The organism is Streptomyces nitrosporeus (genome assembly GCF_008704555.1).
Classification (GTDB): Bacteria; Actinomycetota; Actinomycetes; order Streptomycetales; family Streptomycetaceae; genus Streptomyces; species Streptomyces nitrosporeus.
Map to the genome: position 1 here is coordinate 2512180 of NZ_CP023702.1, position 19023 is coordinate 2531202.

Annotated in this window: 17 protein-coding genes and 2 tRNA genes; 8 read left to right on the forward strand and 11 right to left on the reverse strand. The window is 71.9% G+C overall.

What is annotated here, in order from left to right; genetic code table 11:
* Positions 1 to 60: 60 nt before the first annotated feature.
* The gene (locus tag CP967_RS10880) at positions 61 to 723 is read right to left on the reverse strand and encodes an alpha/beta hydrolase family protein (RefSeq protein ID WP_150487786.1); all 663 of its coding nucleotides are present in this window, start codon (positions 721 to 723) and stop codon (positions 61 to 63) included.
* Between the two features lie 17 nt (positions 724 to 740).
* The gene (locus CP967_RS10885; RefSeq protein ID WP_150487787.1) at positions 741 to 1556 is read right to left on the reverse strand and encodes an SOS response-associated peptidase; all 816 of its coding nucleotides are present in this window, start codon (positions 1554 to 1556) and stop codon (positions 741 to 743) included.
* Positions 1557 to 1682: 126 nt separating this feature from the next.
* On the opposite strand from CP967_RS10885, the gene CP967_RS10890 reads away from it, so the two are divergent.
* The 6 genes from CP967_RS10890 (at position 1683) to CP967_RS10915 (ending at position 6868) form a co-directional block, all read left to right on the forward strand.
* Positions 1683 to 2396: a M50 family metallopeptidase gene (locus CP967_RS10890; protein ID WP_150487788.1), complete on the forward strand. Its 714-nt coding sequence runs from the start codon at positions 1683 to 1685 to the stop codon at positions 2394 to 2396.
* Positions 2397 to 2532: 136 nt separating this feature from the next.
* Positions 2533 to 3912: a 3-phosphoshikimate 1-carboxyvinyltransferase gene (aroA, locus tag CP967_RS10895; RefSeq protein ID WP_150487789.1), complete on the forward strand. Its 1380-nt coding sequence runs from the start codon at positions 2533 to 2535 to the stop codon at positions 3910 to 3912.
* A gap of 4 nt (positions 3913 to 3916) precedes the next feature.
* Positions 3917 to 4933, forward strand: a complete 1017-nt coding sequence (rsgA, locus tag CP967_RS10900) for a ribosome small subunit-dependent GTPase A (protein WP_150487790.1) — start codon at positions 3917 to 3919, stop codon at positions 4931 to 4933.
* Between the two features lie 166 nt (positions 4934 to 5099).
* Positions 5100 to 5423 (forward strand): DMT family transporter, encoded by a 324-nt coding sequence (locus CP967_RS10905; RefSeq protein WP_150487791.1) that lies wholly within the window; start codon positions 5100 to 5102, stop codon positions 5421 to 5423.
* 112 nt (positions 5424 to 5535) lie between these two features.
* On the forward strand, positions 5536 to 6336 hold the full coding sequence (gene hisN / locus CP967_RS10910; RefSeq protein WP_150487792.1) for a histidinol-phosphatase: 801 nt from the start codon (positions 5536 to 5538) through the stop codon (positions 6334 to 6336).
* A 130-nt stretch (positions 6337 to 6466) separates the two neighbouring features.
* Positions 6467 to 6868: a CBS domain-containing protein gene (locus tag CP967_RS10915; protein ID WP_150487793.1), complete on the forward strand. Its 402-nt coding sequence runs from the start codon at positions 6467 to 6469 to the stop codon at positions 6866 to 6868.
* Between the two features lie 103 nt (positions 6869 to 6971).
* On the opposite strand, the gene CP967_RS10920 is transcribed toward CP967_RS10915, so the two are convergent.
* Complete coding sequence (locus CP967_RS10920) at positions 6972 to 8423, reverse strand: catalase (RefSeq protein WP_190174969.1); 1452 nt, start codon at positions 8421 to 8423, stop codon at positions 6972 to 6974.
* Positions 8424 to 8585: 162 nt separating this feature from the next.
* Here CP967_RS10920 and CP967_RS10925 point away from each other — a divergent pair, with 162 nt between their 5' ends.
* Positions 8586 to 9005 carry a Fur family transcriptional regulator gene (locus CP967_RS10925; protein WP_150487795.1) on the forward strand — a complete coding sequence of 140 codons (420 nt, stop codon included), beginning with the start codon at positions 8586 to 8588 and terminating at the stop codon, positions 9003 to 9005.
* A 162-nt stretch (positions 9006 to 9167) separates the two neighbouring features.
* Here the strand turns inward: CP967_RS10925 and CP967_RS10930 are convergent.
* The 4 genes from CP967_RS10930 to CP967_RS10945 form a co-directional block, all read right to left on the reverse strand.
* Positions 9168 to 9241 (reverse strand) — tRNA-Met (locus tag CP967_RS10930).
* A 127-nt stretch (positions 9242 to 9368) separates the two neighbouring features.
* Positions 9369 to 11543, reverse strand: coding sequence for a tetratricopeptide repeat protein (locus CP967_RS10935; protein ID WP_150487796.1), 2175 nt, complete (start codon positions 11541 to 11543; stop codon positions 9369 to 9371).
* A gap of 214 nt (positions 11544 to 11757) precedes the next feature.
* Positions 11758 to 11831, reverse strand: a tRNA-Met gene (locus tag CP967_RS10940).
* A 42-nt stretch (positions 11832 to 11873) separates the two neighbouring features.
* Positions 11874 to 14891, reverse strand: coding sequence for a UPF0182 family membrane protein (locus CP967_RS10945; protein WP_190174994.1), 3018 nt, complete (start codon positions 14889 to 14891; stop codon positions 11874 to 11876).
* 136 nt (positions 14892 to 15027) lie between these two features.
* Between CP967_RS10945 and CP967_RS10950 the strand changes: the two genes are divergently transcribed.
* Positions 15028 to 15588, forward strand: a complete 561-nt coding sequence (locus tag CP967_RS10950; protein ID WP_150487798.1) for a PPA1309 family protein — start codon at positions 15028 to 15030, stop codon at positions 15586 to 15588.
* A gap of 30 nt (positions 15589 to 15618) precedes the next feature.
* On the opposite strand, the gene CP967_RS10955 is transcribed toward CP967_RS10950, so the two are convergent.
* The 4 genes from CP967_RS10955 to CP967_RS10965 all read right to left on the reverse strand — a co-directional run bounded on the left by CP967_RS10955 (position 15619) and on the right by CP967_RS10965 (position 18891).
* Positions 15619 to 16725 (reverse strand): YlbL family protein, encoded by a 1107-nt coding sequence (locus CP967_RS10955; protein WP_150487799.1) that lies wholly within the window; start codon positions 16723 to 16725, stop codon positions 15619 to 15621.
* A 148-nt stretch (positions 16726 to 16873) separates the two neighbouring features.
* Positions 16874 to 17044 (reverse strand): hypothetical protein, encoded by a 171-nt coding sequence (locus CP967_RS33940; RefSeq protein WP_167535366.1) that lies wholly within the window; start codon positions 17042 to 17044, stop codon positions 16874 to 16876.
* 128 nt (positions 17045 to 17172) lie between these two features.
* Positions 17173 to 17634 carry a molybdenum cofactor biosynthesis protein MoaE gene (locus CP967_RS10960; RefSeq protein WP_150487800.1) on the reverse strand — a complete coding sequence of 154 codons (462 nt, stop codon included), beginning with the start codon at positions 17632 to 17634 and terminating at the stop codon, positions 17173 to 17175.
* A 114-nt stretch (positions 17635 to 17748) separates the two neighbouring features.
* Complete coding sequence (locus CP967_RS10965; protein ID WP_150487801.1) at positions 17749 to 18891, reverse strand: SDR family oxidoreductase; 1143 nt, start codon at positions 18889 to 18891, stop codon at positions 17749 to 17751.
* Positions 18892 to 19023 lie beyond the last annotated feature (132 nt).

A 19023-nucleotide genomic window follows, 5' to 3' on the forward strand; every position in this document is an offset into this window, starting at 1 on the left:
CCGTCCCCCGCGCCGCATTCCCGGGAGCGCGGCGCGGGGGGCGGGAGGCGGGCGAAGCCGCTACAGGCCCTGCTCCGGCAGCGCGTCCAGCCAACCGGCCACCGCGCCGGTGAGAACGCCCAGCGCCTGATCCTGGGTCACCGGCGCCCTCCTGGGGACCGCGAAGCCGTGGTCGCCGTACGCCACCTCGGCCATCCGGTACTCCCCCGCCGGGAATTCGTCCGGCCGTCCGAAGGGGTCGCGGCCGCCCTGCACGACGAGGGTGGGCACCCCGGTGCCGAGGAGTTCGCCGGCCCTCGACCGCTCCGGGCGGCCCGGCGGGTGCAGCGGGAAGCTCAGCGCGAGCACCGCGTGGGCGCCGAGCCCGGCCGCCGTGCGGCAGGCGACCCGGGCCCCCGCGCTGCGGCCGCCCGCGACCACGGGCAGGCCCCGGGCCGCCAGCCGGGGCCACAGCCCGCGCCAGCCGGCGTCCAGGGTGCGGGGCGCGGGGGCGACCTTCTTCCCCGCCACCCGCCAGGGCTGTTCCACCAGGGCGACGGTCACCCGGCGCCCGGGGAGGACGGCGGCCAGCGCGGCCAGGTCCCGGGCCCCGACGCCGCCGCCCGCGCCGTGGCCGAGGGCGAGCAGCAGCCGGGGCCTTTCGGCGGGCAGCCAGGTGATCCTCGCCACCCCTGCCTCCGTCTCGACGGTCTCGGTCCCACGACCGCTCTCCACCGGGCTCACCGCACCGTCCCGCCGGCTCAGAAGAGCGTGCCGAGTTCGGGCGCGGCCAGTTCCTCCAGGAGTTCCGGGCCGTTGTTGCGGACGCTGCTGACGGCGGTGGCCACGGGGTAGGCCCGCATCAGGCCGGCCGGCGGCGGCTCCAGCAGCGGCCGCAGCTCCTCCGTGCCGGTGCGGGCCGGGTCCAGCCACGCGTCCCAGCGGTCCGGGGTGAGCATCAGCGGCATCCGGGGGTGGATGTCGGCGAGCGCGGCCGGCCCTTCGGCGGGTGCGACGGCGAGCGGGGAGGTCTCCGCCTCGGTGGTGATCACCGAGCAGGTCGCCCACCAGGCCCGCTCGTGGTCGTCGGGCAGGGTGCGGTCGCGCCAGAACTCGTAGATCCCGGCCATCGCGAAGACGGAGCCGTCGGCGGGGGTCACGAAGTAGGGCTGCTTGCGGGGCCGCTTCTTCTTCCCCTCCTCCTCCAGCTGCCGCTCGTCCGCGGCGGTCATCCACTCGTAGTAGCCGTCGGCGGGCAGGATGCACCGCCGTGCGGCGAAGGGGCGGCGGAAGGAGGGCTTCTCGTGGACGGTCTCGGCCCGGGCGTTGATCATCCGGGCGGCGCCGTCCGGTGTCTTCGCCCAGGAGGGCACCAGACCCCATCTCAGCGTGCGCAGCTGGCGAACCGGACGCCGGTCCCCGGCGTCCTTCACAGGACGCTCGAGAACGGCGTGGACCTCCTTGGTCGGCGCCACGTTCCAGTCGGGCTCCAGGGCCTCGGCCGGTTCCCGTTTCTCCACTCCGAAGAGCCCGGCCAGTTCCTCCGGCCGCCGGCTCGCTGCATACCGTCCGCACATAAGTGCCAGACTGCCACGACCCGCGGGGCGAGCGGACGTCTTCGCCCCGCGTACACCTTCGTCCCGCGTACACACCTTCGTCCCGCGTACACCTTCGCCCCACATACACCGAGGAGCCGCCCCGTCATGGACAGCACCGAACTGGGCGGTCTGTGGGATCGCGTCTTCGGCACCCAGCCCGCGCCCGAGCAGTGGCTGGTGGTCGTCACCGCCACCGCCGCGCTCGTCGCCGTCGTACCGAACGGCCTGTGGCGGCTGACGCGCAACGCGATCACCATCGCGCACGAGGGCGGCCACGGGCTGGTCGCCCTGCTGACCGGGCGGCGGCTCACCGGCATCCGGCTGCACTCGGACACCAGCGGCCTGACCCTCAGCCGGGGCAAGCCGGCCGGTATCGGCATGATCCTCACCGCGGCGGCGGGCTACACCGCTCCCCCGCTGCTCGGGCTCGGCGGCGCCCGGCTGCTGGCCGACGGACGGATCACCCTGCTCCTGTGGCTGGCCACGGCGCTGCTGGCGGCGATGCTGGTGATGATCCGCAATCCGTACGGGGTGCTGACCGTCGTCCTCACCGGGGCGGCCTTCCTGCTGGTGTCCTGGCTGACCTCGTCCGAGGTCCAGTCGGTGTTCGCGTACACCGTCGTCTGGTTCCTGCTGCTGGGCGGGGTGCGCCCGGCCTTCGAGCTCCAGTCGGCGCGCCGCCGCGGCGGCGCGCCGGACTCCGACGCCGACCAGCTCGCCCGGCTCACGCACGCCCCGGCCGCGATGTGGCTCCTCCTCTTCCACGCGGTGTCGCTCTGCTCGCTGATCGGCGGGGGCGGCTGGCTGCTCGGGCGGTGACGGCACGGCACCCGGGGCCGCACCCACCGCCCCTGCCCGGCTCGCCCCGCACCGCCCCAGCCATCCTTGCGTTACGACCAGGTTTCGCCCCTTTTGTTGGAGATCTGTGTTCGTGGTGAGCCACTAAAGTGAGGGCATGACCGAGAGTTCCGTGCACCCCGCCCTCTGGCCTGCCCCCCACGCGACGGAGGCCGTCGACGCGACCGTCACCGTGCCCGGATCGAAGTCGGTCACCAACCGCGCCCTGGTCCTCGCCTCGCTGTCCTCGGAGCCGGGCTGGCTGCGCCGCCCGCTGCGTTCGCGGGACACCCTGCTGATGGCCCAGGCGCTGCGGGCGATGGGCGTGGGCATCGAGGAGGGTGTCGGCCCGGACGGCTCGGGCGAGGCCTGGCGGGTCATCCCGGCCGGTCTGCGCGGCCCCGCCTCCGTCGACGTCGGCAACGCCGGGACCGTCATGCGCTTCCTGCCGCCCGTGGCCGCCCTCGCGGACGGCCCCGTCCACTTCGACGGGGACCCCCGCTCCTACGAGCGCCCGCTGCACGGGGTGATCGACGCGCTGCGGGTGCTGGGCGCCCGTATCGACGACGGCGGCCGGGGCTCGCTGCCGCTCACCGTGCACGGCGCGGGGGCGCTGGACGGCGGAGCGGTGTCCGTCGACGCCTCCTCCTCGTCGCAGTTCGTCTCCGCGCTGCTGCTCTCGGCCCCCCGCTTCAACCAGGGCGTGGAGGTGCGCCACACCGGCTCGGCCCTGCCGTCCATGCCGCACATCCGGATGACGGTGGAGATGCTGCGCGCGGCCGGCGCCCGGGTCGACGAGCCGGAGACCGGCGGTGAGCCGGACGTCTGGCGGGTCTCCCCCTCCGCCCTGCTCGGCCGCGACCTGACGGTGGAGCCCGACCTGTCGAACGCGCAGCCGTTCCTCGCCGCCGCCCTCGTCACCGGTGGCCGGGTCACCGTCCCGGACTGGCCCCTGCGCACGACCCAGCCGGGCGACGCCCTGCGGGAGATCTTCACCGCGATGGGCGGCAGCTGCGAACTGACCGGGCACGGGCTCACCTTCACGGGCTCGGGCCGGATCCACGGCATCGACGTCGACCTGGGCGAGGTCGGGGAGCTGACCCCGGGCATCGCGGCGCTCGCCGCCCTGGCCGACTCCCCGTCCACCCTGAGCGGTGTCGCCCACCTGCGGCTGCACGAGACGGACCGGCTGGCCGCGCTGACCCGGGAGATCAACGCCCTGGGCGGTGACGTCACGGAGACCGCGGACGGCCTGCGGATCGAACCCCGCCCGCTGCACGGCGGCACCTTCCGCACCTACGACGACCACCGGATGGCGACGGCGGCCGCGGTCATCGGCCTCGCCGTGCCCGGCGTCCTGATCGAGAACGTCGCCACGACCGCGAAGACCCTGCCGGACTTCCCCGGCCTGTGGACGGGAATGCTCACCTCCGATCCGGACACGGTCGGCGTGTCGCCCGGCGCGCTCGGGATGTCCCCGGAGAGGTCCGGGGCCTGAGCAGATGCGCCGCTACGGGAAGAACCCCGACGAGGACGACATCCGCGTCCGCCCCAACCGCAAGGGCAACCGGCCCCGCACCCATATCCGCCCCAAGCACGAGGACGCCCAGGAGGGCATGGTCCTGACCGTCGACCGGGGGCGGCTCACCTGCCTCGTCGGCGACCGCACGGTGATGGCGATGAAGGCCCGTGAGCTGGGCCGCAAGGCGGCCGTGGTGGGCGACCGGGTCTCCCTGGTCGGTGATCTCTCCGGTGACAAGGACACCCTGGCCCGTATCGTGCGCATCGGTGAGCGCGCCTCGGTGCTGCGCCGTACGGCGGACGACGACGACCCCTACGAGCGGGTGGTGGTCGCCAACGCCGACCAGCTGGCGATCGTCACCGCGCTCGCCGACCCGGAACCGCGTCCGCGCATGATCGACCGCTGCCTGGTCGCGGCGTACGACGGCGGGCTCTCCCCGCTCCTCGTCCTGACCAAGTCCGACCTGGCCTCCCCGGACAAGCTGCTGGAGGCGTACACCCCGCTGGGTGTCCCGTACGTCGTGACCAGCCGGGCGGAGCTGGAGACCGGGGACGCGGCCGGCCGGGTGCGGGAGCTGCTGGACGGCAGGGTGACCGCCTTCGTCGGGCACTCCGGGGTCGGCAAGACCACGCTGGTCAACGCCCTGGTGCCCGAGGACCGCCGGCGTACGACCGGTTCGGTGAACGCCGTCACCGGCCGTGGCCGGCACACCACCACCTCGGCCCTCGCGCTGCCGCTGGACGGCGGCGGCGGCTGGGTGGTGGACACCCCGGGGGTGCGGTCCTTCGGGCTGCACCACGTCGATCCGTCCCGGGTCATCCACGCCTTCCCCGATCTCGAACCGGGGACCGAGAACTGCCCGCGCGGCTGCACCCACGACAGCCGCCAGGCCGAGTGCGCCCTGGACGCCTGGGTGGCCGAGGGCCACGCCGATCCCGCCCGGCTGGACTCGCTGCGCCGGCTGCTGTCGACCCGGGAGCGCCGCGAGGGCGACTGAGGGAAGACCCCTTCCGTCCGGAACTCCTGGTTGCGGCCGCCCGACTCGCGCATGTCTGCGGGTTCCGACGGCAGGTAAGGGCATAATCGCGTCGAGCGTGCGCGCCGGACGCCGCCGGGCGGGCGGTACAGCCCTTAGTGGTCACCTACGCGGGAGGCACCTGACGATGGCGTGGTTGCTGGTCGTGGTCGCCGGACTGCTGGAGACCGGCTTCGCCGTGTGCCTGAAGCTCTCCCACGGGTTCACCCGGCTCTGGCCGACGGTCGCCTTCTGCGCGTTCGCGCTCGGCAGTTTCGGCCTGCTGACCATGTCGCTGAAGAAGCTGGACGTGGGCCCCGCGTACGCGGTGTGGACGGGCATCGGCGCGGCCGGTACGGCGATCTACGGCATGGTCTTCCTCGACGACGTGGTCTCCACCCTCAAGCTGGTGTCGATCTCCCTGGTGATCGTCGGGGTGATCGGGCTGCAGCTGTCCGGTTCCGCGCACTGAGGGATCGCGCACCAGGGGCCGTGCGCGGGAGTCGTGCGCCGGGGAGCGCGCGCCGGTGGCGGGGCGCGGTCCCGCGTAGCCCGGCCGGGTGGCCGGTGGATACTGTGGCGGCATGCCCGATTACCACGATGACCTGCGCCTGGCCCATGTCCTGGCGGACGCCGCCGACGCGGCGACGATGGACCGGTTCAAGGCCCTGGACCTCCAGGTCGAGACCAAGCCGGACATGACCCCGGTGAGTGAGGCCGACAAGCACGCCGAGGAGCTGATCCGCGGTCACCTCCAGCGCGCCAGGCCGCGCGACGCGGTCCTGGGCGAGGAGTACGGCATCGAGGGCAGCGGCCCGCGGCGCTGGGTCGTCGATCCGATCGACGGCACGAAGAACTACGTGCGGGGCGTCCCCGTGTGGGCGACCCTGATCTCGCTGATGGAGGCCGGCGAGAACGGTTTCCAGCCGGTGGTCGGTGTGGTGTCCGCCCCGGCGCTGAACCGGCGCTGGTGGGCGGCGAAGGGCGCGGGCGCGTTCACCGGGCGCAGTCTCACCTCCGCGAGCCGGCTCGCGGTCTCGAAGGTGGAGCGCATCGCGGACTCCTCCTTCGCCTTCTCCTCGCTGACCGGCTGGGAGGAGCAGGGCAGGCTGGACGGTTTCCTGGACCTGACCAGGGCCTGCTGGCGCACCCGCGGATACGGCGACTTCTGGCCGTACATGATGGTCGCGGAGGGTTCGGTGGACATCTGCGCGGAGCCCGAACTCTCGCTGTGGGACATGGCGGCCAACGCGATCATCGTCCAGGAGGCGGGCGGGCAGTTCACCGGCCTGGACGGTGTCCCGGGTCCCGGCGGCGGCAACGCGGCCGCATCCAACGGTCTGCTCCACCGGGAACTGCTGGACTACCTCAATCCGCGCCATTGAGCCGGTGCGGCACCTCTTGTGCCGGTGCGTCCGGGGATGTCACCCTGGGGGACCCCCACTTGTGAACGTGTGAATCGGTTCGGGAGACCCGGTCCACCCGGTCACCACGACGCAGGAGGTGGCTCCCTTCATGCTCGTCCGTGACGCCATGAGCACGGTGATCCTCACCATCGGCCCGGCCCATACGCTCCGTCAGGCGGCCCGGCTGATGTCGGCCCGCCGCATCGGCGCGGCCGTCGTCCACGACCCCGACACCTGCGGCTTCGGAATCATCACCGAACGCGACATCCTCAACTCGGTCGGTGCCGGACAGGACCCGGACACCGAGACGGCATCGGCCCACACGACCGCGGACGCGGTCTTCGCCTCTCCCGCCTGGACGCTCACCGAGGCGGCCCAGGCCATGACACACGGCGGCTTCCGCCACCTCGTCGTACTGGACGGTGACGGGCCGGTGGGCATGGTCTCGGTGCGCGACATCATCCGGTGCTGGGTGCCCGCGGCCCGCCGGCCGGCGAACCTGACCGTCTGACGGCCGCTGCGGCCGGGCCCGCGAAGGGCCGCCCGGACACACCGGCGGGCCGGGTCCCCCAGGACTTCCTGGGGGACCCGGCCCGCCGGGTCACGGACGGTGCTCAGCCGCGCAGGGCCTGGACCGCGGCGTCGAGCCGCTTGCCGAAGTCCCCGTCGGCCTGGCGGAAGTTGTTGATCGCGCGCTCGGCGATGTCGTCACGCGACACCTTCGCGATGAACCCGGAGAGGTTGTCGATCAGACGGACCTTCTCCTCCTCCGTCATCAGCCGGTAGAGGTTGCCGGCCTGCACGAAGTCGTTGTCCTCGGCGTGGACCGGGGTCACGTGGTTCCCGGTGCCCCCGGTGAGGGGGACGGGCTGCCAGAGCGGCCGGTCCGTCTGGTGCGGGCCGCCGAAGCTGTTCGGCTCGTAGTTCTTCGCACCCTTGTGACGGCCGTCGTACAGGTAGCCGTCCCTGCTGTTGGTGCGCGCCTCGGTGGCGTGCGGACGGTTCACCGGCAGGTGGTCGGCGTTGATGCCGACGCGGTAGCGGTGGGCGTCGCCGTAACCGAACAGGCGGCCCTGGAGCATCTTGTCCGGGGACGGGCCGATACCGGGCACGAAGTGCGCCGGGCTGAAGATCGACTGCTCGACCTCGGCGAAGATGTTCTCCGGGTTGCGGTTGAGCTCCAGCTTGCCGATCTCGATCGGCGGGTAGTCCGCGTGCGGCCACACCTTGGTCAGGTCGAACGGGTTGAAGCGGTACGTGGCCGCCTCGGCCGCCGGCATGATCTGGACCTGGACCGTCCAGGTCGGGAAGTCGCCGCGCTCGATGGACTCACGCAGGTCGCGCTGGTGGCTGTCCGGGTCCGTGCCGGCGAGGAGGGCGGCCTCCTCGGAGGTGAGGTTCTTGATGCCCTGGTCGGTCTTGAAGTGGTACTTGACCCAGAAGACCTCGCCGGCCTCGTTGTTCCACTGGAAGGTGTGCGAGCCGAAGCCGTCCATGTGGCGGTAGGAGGCGGGGATGCCGCGGTCACCGAAGAGCCAGGTCACCTGGTGGGTGGACTCCGGCGACAGACCCCAGAAGTCCCAGACGTTGTCCGCCTCCTGGGACCCGGTGTACGGGTCGCGCTTCTGGGTGTGGATGAAGTCGGGGAACTTGATGGCGTCCCTGATGAAGAACACCGGGGTGTTGTTGCCGACGAGGTCGTAGTTGCCCTCCTCGGTGTAGAACTTCAGCGCCCAGCCGCGCGGGTCGCGCACCGCGTCGGCCGACCCGAGGTTGCCCGCGACGGTGGAGAAGCGCAGGAACGTCTCGGTCTCCTTGCCGACCTCCGAGAGGAACTTCGCGCGCGTCCACTGCGAGACGTCCCGGGTGAGCGTGAACGTTCCGTACGCGCCGGCGCCGCGGGCGTGCACCACGCGCTCCGGGATGCGCTCGCGGTTGAAGTGGGCGAGCTTCTCCAGAAGCAGCTGGTCCTGGACGAGAACCGGTCCACCCGGGCCAGCGGTCTCGCTGTTCTGGTTGTCGGCGACCGGCGCGCCGGCCTCCGTGGTGAGCGGTCCCTGCGTCACGTGCGCCTCCTGCGTCATGTCCTGCGCAGTCGTCGTCTTCTGCGCAGCCTGTCCCTTGGCGAATGCCGATACCGATCCTACGATGGACTTTGTCTAAGTCAAGTGAACATCCAAAGTCACACCTATTCGGGACTCGGTCCCCTCACTGTTAGGCTGGATTCCATGAGTGACCTCCTGGAACGACTTCGCGGGCGCGGCTGGCGCATGACCGCACAGCGGCGCGTCGTGGCCGAGGTGCTCGACGGGGAACATGTGCATCTGACGGCGGACGAGGTGCACGCCAGGGCCGCCGACCGCCTGCCGGAGATCTCCCGGGCCACCGTGTACAACACCCTGGGCGAGATGGTCTCCCTCGGTGAGGTCATCGAGGTCTCCACCGACCACCGGGCGAAGCGGTACGACCCGAACGCCCACCGCCCCCACCACCACCTGGTGTGCGCGCGCTGCAGCGCGATCCGGGACGTCCACCCCTCGGGCAACCCGCTGGCCGACCTGCCGGTGGACGAGCGCTTCGGCTTCACCGTCTCGGACGTCGAGGTGACCTACCGAGGGATCTGCCCGAGCTGCGCCAAGGCCGCCTGAGAACACCGGCCGCCCGCGGCCTCCGGCTCCGCCCGCACACGGCGGGGAGCCCTCACTTCGCCTCCGGTCCTGGCCGGATCACGGCCGAGGATGCCTGACGCGCCCACACGGACATACGACGGTGGCCCGGATCCTCGAAAGGATCCGGGCCACCGTCTTCAGTAGCGGGGACAGGATTTGAACCTGCGACCTCTGGGTTATGAGCCCAGCGAGCTACCGAGCTGCTCCACCCCGCGTCGTTGTGTTCATAACCTTACGTCACCCTGTGGACCAGCGCAAATCCATTGGAGGGACACAGGGCTCCCCGGTACGAGGGCCTTCCGGCAGGCGCGAGGGCCTTCCGGCAGGGAGGGACGCCCGGCTTCAGGCGGTGAGTTCCTGGTGCAGCGCCTCCAGGAGCCGGGCGGCGCGCTCGGCCACCTCGGCCGGCCCCAGTTCGACCGCCCGGGAGCACCACCGCTGCCCTTCCGTGAGTTCGCCCCGGCGGGCGGCGAGCAGCGCCAGGCGCAGCGCGGCGCGTCCGTGGCCGTCGCCCGCCGCGCGCGTCCACCACAGGGCGGCCTCCCGCTCGCTGCCCTCCCGGGCGAGGAGCAGACCGAGGTTGAACGCCCCGTTGCGGCTGCCGGACTCGGCGGCCTCGCGGTACCAGCGGGCGGCGCCGGACAGGTCGCCGCGTGCGGCGGCCAGCATGCCCGCCCTGACCTGGGCACGCCGGTGGCCCTGTTCGGCCGCCCTCTCGTACCACTCCTCGCATTCGGTCTTCTCGGGCACCGGTTCGCCCAGCGCCGGGCGGTCGGGCGGCGGCTGGCGCAGGTCGAGCAGTCCGGCCAGCCGGAACGCGGCCTCCGCGCTGCCGCCTCCGGCGGCACAGCGCAGATGGCGTTCGGCCTCCTGCTCCTCGCCGTCGCGCAGCAGAGCCATGCCGACCTGGAGCGCGGCGTCGGTGTGCCCGGCCGCGGCGGCCCGCCGGTACCAGCCGAGCGCCGCGTCGTCCTCGTCCCGCCCGGCGTGCAGGATGCCCAGGTTGAAGGCCGCGTCCACGCTCCCGGCTTCGGCCGCCTTGGAGAACCAGGGCTCGGCTCCCGCCGCGTCGCCCGCCTGGAGGAGCAGCACGGCCAGCGCGTTGGCCGCTTCGCGGTGACCCGCGTAGGCGGCCCGGCGGTACCACTGCTCGGCCTGGGCCACCCGGTCCTGGGCCGCGCAGAGCAGGCCGAGGTTGTAGGCGCCGTTGACGTCCCCCGCGTCCATGGCGGTGCGGTACCAGCGCTCCGCGGTCTGCTGTTCGCCGCGGGCGGCGTGCAGCGCGCCCAGCGCGTTGGCGGCGTTGCCGTCGCCGTCCTGGGCGGCGCGCAGCCACCACACGGCCGCGCTCTCCTCGTCACCGGCGTCCCTCAGCAGGAAGCCCAGGGCGCAGGCGGCCCGGGGCTCGCCCTCCTTCGCCGCGGTCAGGTACCAGCGGCCGGCCTCCTTCAGCTCACCGCGCGCCTCCAGGATCGATCCGAGGTGCAGGGCCGCCCGGCAGTGGCCGCGTGCGGCGGCCTGGCGGTACCACTGCTCGGCCTCGGCGCGGCCCGTAGCGGAACCGTCCCGCTTCTCCGCGACGCCGGGTACGAGCGCGCTCAGACCCATGACGGCGCCCGCACCGCCGTCGCGTATACCGGAGGCACGGGCGCCGAAGGGGTCGGACCCGCCTCCGGACGCCCGGCGCTCCAGGGCGCGGGCCAGCCGGTAGGCGGCCTCGCGGTGGCCCTGTTCGGCGGCGGCCCGGAGCCAGCGCTCCGCTCCGACGTCCCCGCGGTGCTCCAGGAGGTCGGCCAGGGCGTAGGCGCCCAGCGCGTGCCCCTCCTCGGCGGACTGGCGCAGCCAGTACTCGGCGCCGGGCTCGTCACCGCGCTCCCTGAAGTGGCGGCCCAGGGCGTGCGCGGCCGCGGCCGAGCCGGCGACCGCGGCGATGCGCCACCAGCCGGCGGCCTCGTCGGCGTACCCGCGCTGGTGGAGCAGGACGCCCAGGTTGTTGGCGGCGGCACGGTCGCCCTCCCCCGTGGCCGCGCGCAGATATGCCTCGGCGCCGTCCAGATCCCCGCGGCGCAGCAGGAGCGCGCCCAGGACGCTCATCGAGGCGGTGTCACCGGCGTCGGCGGCCTTGCGGTGGCGGGCCTCGGTCTCCGCGGGGTCCACGGCCTCCGTGGCGTCCGGGACGGCGGCGTCCGCACCCGGCGCAGCGGCCTCCGCGGCCAGGGCACCGGTCCCCGCGGCCGGGCCCGTGCCGGTGGCGGGGCGACCCGCGGGGCGCCGGGCCGGGGAGGGCGCTCCCCCGGCACGCGCGCGGGGGACGGCTCCGGCCGGTGCGACCGTCGGGACGGGCACGGCCGGGCCGGACACGCCGGTACGGGTGTCCTGCGGGGCCATGACGGATTCCGCGGCCTCGGCGACGGCGGCGGCGAGCACCTCATCGGCCACGTTCTCCGCCGTCCGGACCCGTCGCTGCACAAACCGCCCTGTCTCCAACAGAGTTGCCCTGTCCCCCATAAATACCATCGTCCCACCACCTACAACCCGCGCACACCTGGTATACCGCGGCCAGGTAGGTCACTTCGGCGTTTTGTCGACATGCCCACAGAGAGACAAGTGAAACACGTCCGGTCTCAACTCGTGCCCCGCGAACCGCGCTTCACACGGCCGGCTTGACAAAGTCGTCCACCACATGATGAAGGCCCGGATCCTCGAAAGGATCCGGGCCTTCATCTTTCAGTAGCGGGGACAGGATTTGAACCTGCGACCTCTGGGTTATGAGCCCAGCGAGCTACCGAGCTGCTCCACCCCGCGTCGTTGTGTTCAAACCGTACCACGACGCGGGGTGGAGCCTTCTCAGCTGCTCCGGTCGCCGGCCTCTCCACCGGACCCGTCGGACGCTGCGGCGTCGGCCTTGACGGCGTCCGCCTCGTCCGCACCGGCCTTCTCGGCGTCCGCCCCGCCGGCGCCCGCGGCATCGCCCCCGGAACCGCCGGCTCCCGAACCGCCGGCCTCGGGCTGGGCCGCGGCAGCCCGCTTGAGCGCCGCCTCCAGATCCGCCTGGGCCTTGCCGTAGGCCTCCCAGTCCTGTTCCTGGAGCGCCTTCTCGCCCGCCGTGTACGCCTTCTGGGCGTCCGCGATGGCCTTCTTCAGCGCGGCGTCACCGGTGGCCGGGGGCTCGGTGGTGTCACCCGGCTCGTCGGGCTCCGTCGGCGGTGTCGGCGTATCGGAGTCCTCGACCCCGAAGACCGCGTTCAGCGCCTCCCCGAGACTGTTCTCGAAGACGATCTTCGAACCGTACGAAGCGGCCACCTTCCGCAGCAGCGGGTAGTTCTGTGTGCCACCGCGCGTGTACACCGGCTCGATGTAGAGGAAGCCCCCGTCGAGCGGGACCGTGAGCAGGTTGCCGTACTCGATGTCCGAGTCGGTTCCCTTGAGGTTCCTCACGAACTCGGCGACGTCGTCGTTGCCGTTGAGCTCACTCTGGACCTGGCCCGGCCCCTTCACCGTACTGGTGACCCTCAGCAGTCTGATGGTGCCGTAGTCCTTGCTGGCCGCGTCCGCGTCCACCGCCATGAACGCCCCCAGGTTGGGGCGCCCCTTGGGGGTGAAGGTCGTGGTCAGGGAGAACGTCTGGGTCTCCTGGCCGGGCATCTTCATGCTCAGGTAGTACGGCGGGACGGACCCCGGCTCCTTGTTGGTGGGGTCGTCCGGCACCTGCCAGGCGTCACTGCCGCTGTAGAACTGCCGGGGGTCCTCGACGTGGTAGCGGGTGAGCAGCTCACGCTGGACCTTGAACAGGTCCTGCGGGTAGCGCAGGTGGTCCATCAGGTCCTGCGGGATGTCCGCCCGGGGTTCGACCGTGCCGGGGAACGCCTTGCGCCACGTCTTGAGCACCGGGTCCTCGGTGTCCCACTCGTAGAGCTTGACCGTACCGTCGTAGGCGTCGACGGTGGCCTTCACGGAGTTCCGGATGTAGTTGACCTGGTTCTGCTGGGCGACGACCGCGCGCTGGTTGGTGGTCAGCGAGTCGGCCGTGGTGTCGCCGAGCGTCGTACGCGAGGCGTACGGGTAGCCGTTGGTGGTGGTGTACGCGTCGACGACCCACTGGATCCGCTTGCCGACGACCACCGGGTAGGCGTCGCCGTCGATGGTCAGCCAGGGGGCGACCGCCTCGACGCGCTCCTTGGGGGTGCGGTTGTAGAGGATCCGCGACCCGTCGCCGATGGCTCCGGAGTAGAGGATCTGCGGCTCGCTGAAGGACACCGCGTAGGCCGCCCGGTTGAAGGCGTTGGAGAGGCTGACGCCGCTGTCGCCCTTGTAACTGGTGGTCTTCTCACCGTCCTGCTCGTAGTCGAGCTCCTTCTGGGGCCCGCCGACGATGGAGTACTGCTCGGTCTTCTCGCCGTAGTAGATCCGCTGCTCGTACCCCTTGTCGAGCTCGCCGGTGGTCGGCAGGCCCGACTCCGTGAAGTCCGGGGAGCCCACCGGGTTGGTGCCCGTGGTGGTGCCCCGGGCCGCGATGGCGCCGTAGCCGTGGGTGTACGTGAAGTGGTCGTTGATCCAGTTCCGCTTGGGGAGGCCGTCGAGGTTCAGCTCGCGCAGGCCGATGACGGTGTCCTGCTCCTTGCCGTCGGCCCCCTTGTAGCGGTCGACGTCCAGCGTCTTGGGGAACTGGTAGTAGTTCCGCTTCTGCTGGAGCTGCTGGAACGCGGGTGAGACGACGTTCGGGTCCATCACGCGGTAGCTCGCGGCGGCGTCGGCGCCGGCCCGCAGCTTGGCGCTGTCCTCGGTCGTGCTGGTGCCCGTGTAGTCGTCGACCTTCGCGTCGTCGATGTCGTAGGCGTCCCGCGTGGCGTCGATGTTCTTCTGGATGAACTCGGCTTCCTTGGCCTGCTCGTTCGGCTGGACCTGGAACTTCTGCACGATCGCCGGGTAGAGGCCGCCGATCAGGATCGCCGAGAGCACCATCAGACCGAAACCGATCACCGGCAGCTGCCAGGTCCGGCGCCAGAGGGTCGCGAAGAACAGCACCGCGCAGATGACCGCGATGCAGAAGAGGATCGTCTTGGCCGGGAGGTAGGCGTTGGCGTCGACGTACCGCAGGCCGGTCCAGTTGTCCGTGGCCTTGAAGTCACTGGACTTCACGGCGAGGCCGTACCGGTCGAGCCAGTACGCGACCGCCTTCAGCGAGACGAAGATGCCGAGCAGCACCGAGAGGTGGCCGGTGGCCGCGCCCGTGGCCCGCGCGCCGGGGCTGGTGATCCGCAGCCCGCCGTACAGGTAGTGGGTCAGCGCGGCGGCGATCAGCGACAGCACCGCGGCGGCGAACCCGAAGCCCAGCAGGAAGCGGTACCACGGCAGGTCGAAGGCGTAGAAGGCGACGTCCAGTTCGAACTGGGGGTCCTTCTGGCCGAACGGCACACCGTTGACGTACATCAGCCAGGTCCGCCACTGACCCGAGGCGGAGGCCCCGGCGATCAGTCCGACGAGCGCGGTGATCGCGAGCAGTACCCACTTCTTGAACGGGGCGACGCTCATCCGGTAGCGGTCCAGGCTCTGCTGCTCCAGCGACATCGCGCTCAGCGGCGGCCGCAGCCGGTGCGCCAGCCAGATGTTCAGACCGACGGCGAGCGCCATCAGCAGTCCGAAGACGAGGAACAGTCCGATCTTGGTCCACAGGGTGGTGGTGAAGACGGACGAATACTCGACCGACCTGTACCAGAGCCAGTCCGTCCAGAACCCCGCGAACATGACGAAGGCCATGGCGAGAACCGCCAGGACCCCCAGTGTCATGAGCAGGGTACGGACGCGCCGGGACGGGCGGCCGACTCTGATCCGTGGCCCGGTCGGGCCTCCGCCGCGGTCCGGCATCTGGAAAGCCAACGTGCGCACCTCGAAGTTCGCGGTCGTGTGTAGCAGGCCCAGCGATCGTAGAGCCCACCTATGCAACTTACTGAGGCTTTACCTAGTTCCCGTTACCGGGGCGGAAGGAGGCAGGATATTGACCATGTCCAACGTTTCCCCCTCAGGTCCCCCGATGGCGTCCGGTCCGCTGACCGTCGCCGTCCTCGAAATCGACACATATGCCGCGAGTCTCGGCTGGGACCAGCCGGCACGGCTGTTCGCGCTCGTCGACACCGCCCGGCTGCGCGCCCAGGAGCCGGGGCTAGCCGCCCAGCTGGGCCTCGACGACCCGTCCTCGTCCGGGTCCGCCCTCACCCCCGTGGAACAGGAGGAGATCCCGGCCGGCACGGCGCTGGACGAGTTCCTCGCCACGATCGCCTGGCCCGACGCCGTGGCCGGCTGCGCCCTGACGGTGGAGCGGCTGATGCTCCCGCCGTCCGCGGAGGCGTCCGTCCCGCAGGGCCTCGACGACGGCGAACTCACCGCGTGGGTGGCCCGCCACCCCGACCGGCAGGAGGTGCGGATGACCGTGGCCGTGATGCGCGACGGGTCGCGCGACTCCGCCGTGCGCCTGCGGGAGAAGGACTCCCCCACCGAGGTGCTGACCGGTGCGGGCCTGGTGCCCGGGCTGGCCGAGGCGCTCGCCGCCACCTTCGAGTCCTGACACGGGCGCCCGGGCCGGGGCCGGGCGGTCTCAGCCCGCCGAGCAGCTCGGCAGGCCGGCCGTCTCCCCAGCGCGGATCCTGTCCAGGGACTTCTTCGCGTCGTCCAGGGTCTTCACCCGCACCAGGGTGAGGCCGTCGGGTGTGTCGGAGGCGGCCGCGGTGCAGTTGTCGTCGGGGGTCAGGAAGTAGCGGGCGCCCGCGTCGCGCGCGCCGACCAGCTTCATGTTGATGCCGCCGATCGGGCCGACCGCGCCGTCGTCGTCGATGGTTCCGGTACCGGCGATGAACTCGCCGCCCGTCAGCTTGCCGGGCGTCAGCTTGTCGATGATGCCCAGCGAGAACATCAGTCCCGCGCTGGGGCCTCCGACGTCGGCCAGCGTGATGTCGATCTCGAACGGGAAGGTGTGGTCGGTTCCCGCCTGGATGCCGACGATCGCCCGGTCCTCCGAGGGGTTCGCCGGGTCCGCGGGGGCCTTCCGCGTGGTGAGGGTGACGTCCTTCGAACCCTCGGGTTCCCTGCCCGCCTTCTCCGCCGCTGCGGCGGCCTTCGCGGGCACGACCGTGAAGACGGTCTTCTCGCCGGGCTCGTGGCGGGTGACCAGCTTCGCCACGTCCTCCGGCTCGTCCACCGCGGTCCCGTCGACGGCCTCGATCACGTCGCCGGCGTGGAGCTTCCCCTCGGCCGGGCTGTCCTTGACCACCGTGGAGACCACGACCCTGGAGGTGACGGGGATGTCCAGTTCCTTCAGGGCGGCGACCTTGGCGCTCTCCTGGGACTGGCTGAACTCCTCGGCGTTCTCCTGGGTGGACTCCTCCTCCGTCTTGCCGTCCGGATAGAGGGTGTCGTGCGGCACGATCACGCTGTCGTGGGCCAGCCAGCCGTAGACGGCCTCGACGATGTTCATGTCGTAGTCGGCGCCGGTGACCCGGACCGTCGTCATGTTGAGGTGCCCCGACGTCGGATAGGTCTTGTGACCGGAGATCTGCAGGACGGGCTCGCCACGCGCGTCACCGAGCGTGTTCACCGTCGGGCCGGGAGACATCTCCGAGTACGGCACGGGGATCAGCACGCCCGCGCAGAGCAGCGCGATCAGGACGAGTGTGGAGGCGAGCATCGTCGCGGTGCGGCGTGGCATGGAACGACAGTACGGGAAGGGCCTGTCGGCGCACCGTCGGGGCCGGTCCGTACGGAGCGGTGACGGGGGTGCCCGCCGCGGACCCCGGGCGGTTCACGCGAGGGCGGGCGGGGTGCGGGATCTGCGATTGCGTACAGCCGCCGCCTGCTCAGGCGGCTCCGGAACCGGAGTGCGTCTTCTCCATCGCCTCACGGAACCGGGCGTAGCCGGCGAGTTCGGTGACATCGCCCGTCGTGCGGTTGCGGGCCGCCCACCCTCCCCATATCGCCGCGCCAAGAGCAGCGAAAAGCGGAATCAGAAGCCAAGCGAGTACTGCCATCACGACCTCCCTACCCCATGAGCGACCGCAACGGGACGATCAGAAGATTAGCTGCGTGCGGAACCAACGCTGGTGGCAGGGGTGGGGTTACGCAAATCGGGGCTGATGTCGCCGTGGGCGGTTTGCGGTCAGCGGGCCCCGACCCATTCCTCGGTGCCGTCCGAGAAACGCTGGTGCTTCCAGATCGGAACCTCGTGCTTGAGGTCGTCGATGAGCTTGCGGCACGCCTCGAACGCCTCACCCCGATGGGCGCAGGACACGGCGACGACGACCGCCAGATCGCCCACCGCCAGATCACCCACCCGGTGGACCGCGGCGAGGGCCCGCACCGGGTGGTCCGCCACGACCTTCTCGGCCACGCGCCGCAGCTCCGCGAGGGCCGTCGGGTGGCAGGAGTACCCGAGCGCGCCGACGTCCTGGCCGCCGTCGTGGTTGCGCACCGTGCCGACGAAGAGCGCGGTGCCTCCGGCGGCGTCGTCGCCGACGGCCCGGAAGACCTCGTCGACGCTCAGCGGCGTCTCCCGGATGTCCAGGAGCCGGATCGGGTCGTGGGATGCCTGCTCACCGGGGTGATCGTGGGTGCGTGCCATGGCCCCATCGTGCCGTACGCCACCGGCGTCGTGGAACAGCCGTTTCATCCTGTGGCGCGCCTGCCTTCCCGAAGGCTCCTGCGAAGACGGCGCACGGCCAGGCGGCCGCCCCGCTCAGAACCGGCGGCGGGCCTTGCGGGCCCGCCTGACGAGCGCGGCCGTGCCCAGGAGCGCGACGGTCGCGCCGGCGGCGCCCGCGGCGGTGGCGTCCTTGCGGCCGAGCCGGCGTCCGGCGACGGTGTGGCGCCCCTCCACCTCCTCCAGGAGCGCGGCGAGCACCTCCTCGTTGGTCCAGCGGGGCCGCCAGCCGGCGTCGTGCAGCCGGCTCACGCTGACCACCCAGGGGTGCATCGTGTAGGCGAGGTCGCCGGCCGGTGAGGGGGTGAGGCCGATGCGGTGCAGCCGGGCCGCCGCGCCGAGCGCGACCGCGGACGGCAGTTCCATCCGGCGTACCCCGGAGAGCTCCTCCACCTGCTCCTGTTCGAGCCAGCCGTCGCAGCCGACCGCGAACTCCCCGTCGATGCGTTCCAGGGCGGCGTACTCCAGGGCGGTGACCAGGTCGTCGACGTGGCAGAACTGCCAGGCCGGGCGGGAACCGGCGACGACCAGCAGTCTCGGCGACTCGAAGTAGCGGGTCAGGGCGGTGTCCGTCCCGCCGACCAGGACGGTGGGACGCACCACGGTGACGTCGAGGCCGGGGTGGGCGCGCGGGGCGCGCCGTCCCAGCCGCTCGATCTCCAGCAGGTCCCCGACGCCGGTGGCCTCCGCGGTGGCGCGCAGTTCGGCGTCCTCGGAGAGCGGGATGTCGTTGTCGGGCAGGGCGCCGTAGACCATCGCGGAGGTGCAGAGCACGACCCGGCGCACCCCGACGGCGGCAGCGGCCGTCAACACGGTCTGGGTTCCGCGCACGTTGTACGCGGTACGCGCCGCGGGGTCGGTCTCCAGGTCGAGGTCGAGGGCCAGGTGCACGACGACGTCGGCGCCGCGCATCTTCTCGGCGATCGCCGGGTCGCGTACGTCGAGGGTGTGCCAGGTCGCCTCGGGGACGTCGCCCCGCCGTTCGTCCATGGCGATGACGTGCCTGATCTCGTCACTGGCGGCGAGGTGCGCGGTGAGGAGGGCTCCTACGCCGGTCGCGGCGCCGGTGACCGCGACGACGGGACCCCGGCTTCCGGGCCGGTTCTTCGTGGGTTTGCTTTCGGGCGAGGGGTCGGCCAGGTTTCGCGCTGCGCGAACCTGAGGATCTGGGGAACTCACCGGGCGTCTCCAGCGGTTGTCTTCAGTACGTACCGGAAAGGCGCGTACGTACCAGGTGGCGTCCATCCTGCCGCAGGCCGGGTGCCGGCGGAGCACCGAGGCCCTGAGCGGCTTCAGGTGTCTACGCTGGAT

What these genes read in the sequence shown, in the direction of transcription:
- CP967_RS10885 (WP_150487787.1), bottom strand. Translation starts at nt 1,556, where the DNA reads ATGTGCGGACGGTATGCAGCGAGCCGGCGGCCGGAGGAACTGGCCGGG.
- CP967_RS10890 (WP_150487788.1), top strand. Translation starts at nt 1,683, where the DNA reads ATGGACAGCACCGAACTGGGCGGTCTGTGGGATCGCGTCTTCGGCACC.
- aroA (WP_150487789.1), top strand. Translation starts at nt 2,533, where the DNA reads ATGACCGAGAGTTCCGTGCACCCCGCCCTCTGGCCTGCCCCCCACGCG.
- rsgA (WP_150487790.1), top strand. Translation starts at nt 3,917, where the DNA reads ATGCGCCGCTACGGGAAGAACCCCGACGAGGACGACATCCGCGTCCGC.
- CP967_RS10905 (WP_150487791.1), top strand. Translation starts at nt 5,100, where the DNA reads ATGGCGTGGTTGCTGGTCGTGGTCGCCGGACTGCTGGAGACCGGCTTC.
- hisN (WP_150487792.1), top strand. Translation starts at nt 5,536, where the DNA reads ATGCCCGATTACCACGATGACCTGCGCCTGGCCCATGTCCTGGCGGAC.
- CP967_RS10915 (WP_150487793.1), top strand. Translation starts at nt 6,467, where the DNA reads ATGCTCGTCCGTGACGCCATGAGCACGGTGATCCTCACCATCGGCCCG.
- CP967_RS10925 (WP_150487795.1), top strand. Translation starts at nt 8,586, where the DNA reads ATGAGTGACCTCCTGGAACGACTTCGCGGGCGCGGCTGGCGCATGACC.
- CP967_RS10935 (WP_150487796.1), bottom strand. Translation starts at nt 11,543, where the DNA reads ATGGTATTTATGGGGGACAGGGCAACTCTGTTGGAGACAGGGCGGTTT.
- CP967_RS10945 (WP_190174994.1), bottom strand. Translation starts at nt 14,891, where the DNA reads ATGCCGGACCGCGGCGGAGGCCCGACCGGGCCACGGATCAGAGTCGGC.
- CP967_RS10950 (WP_150487798.1), top strand. Translation starts at nt 15,028, where the DNA reads ATGTCCAACGTTTCCCCCTCAGGTCCCCCGATGGCGTCCGGTCCGCTG.
- CP967_RS10955 (WP_150487799.1), bottom strand. Translation starts at nt 16,725, where the DNA reads ATGCCACGCCGCACCGCGACGATGCTCGCCTCCACACTCGTCCTGATC.
- CP967_RS33940 (WP_167535366.1), bottom strand. Translation starts at nt 17,044, where the DNA reads ATGGCAGTACTCGCTTGGCTTCTGATTCCGCTTTTCGCTGCTCTTGGC.
- CP967_RS10960 (WP_150487800.1), bottom strand. Translation starts at nt 17,634, where the DNA reads ATGGCACGCACCCACGATCACCCCGGTGAGCAGGCATCCCACGACCCG.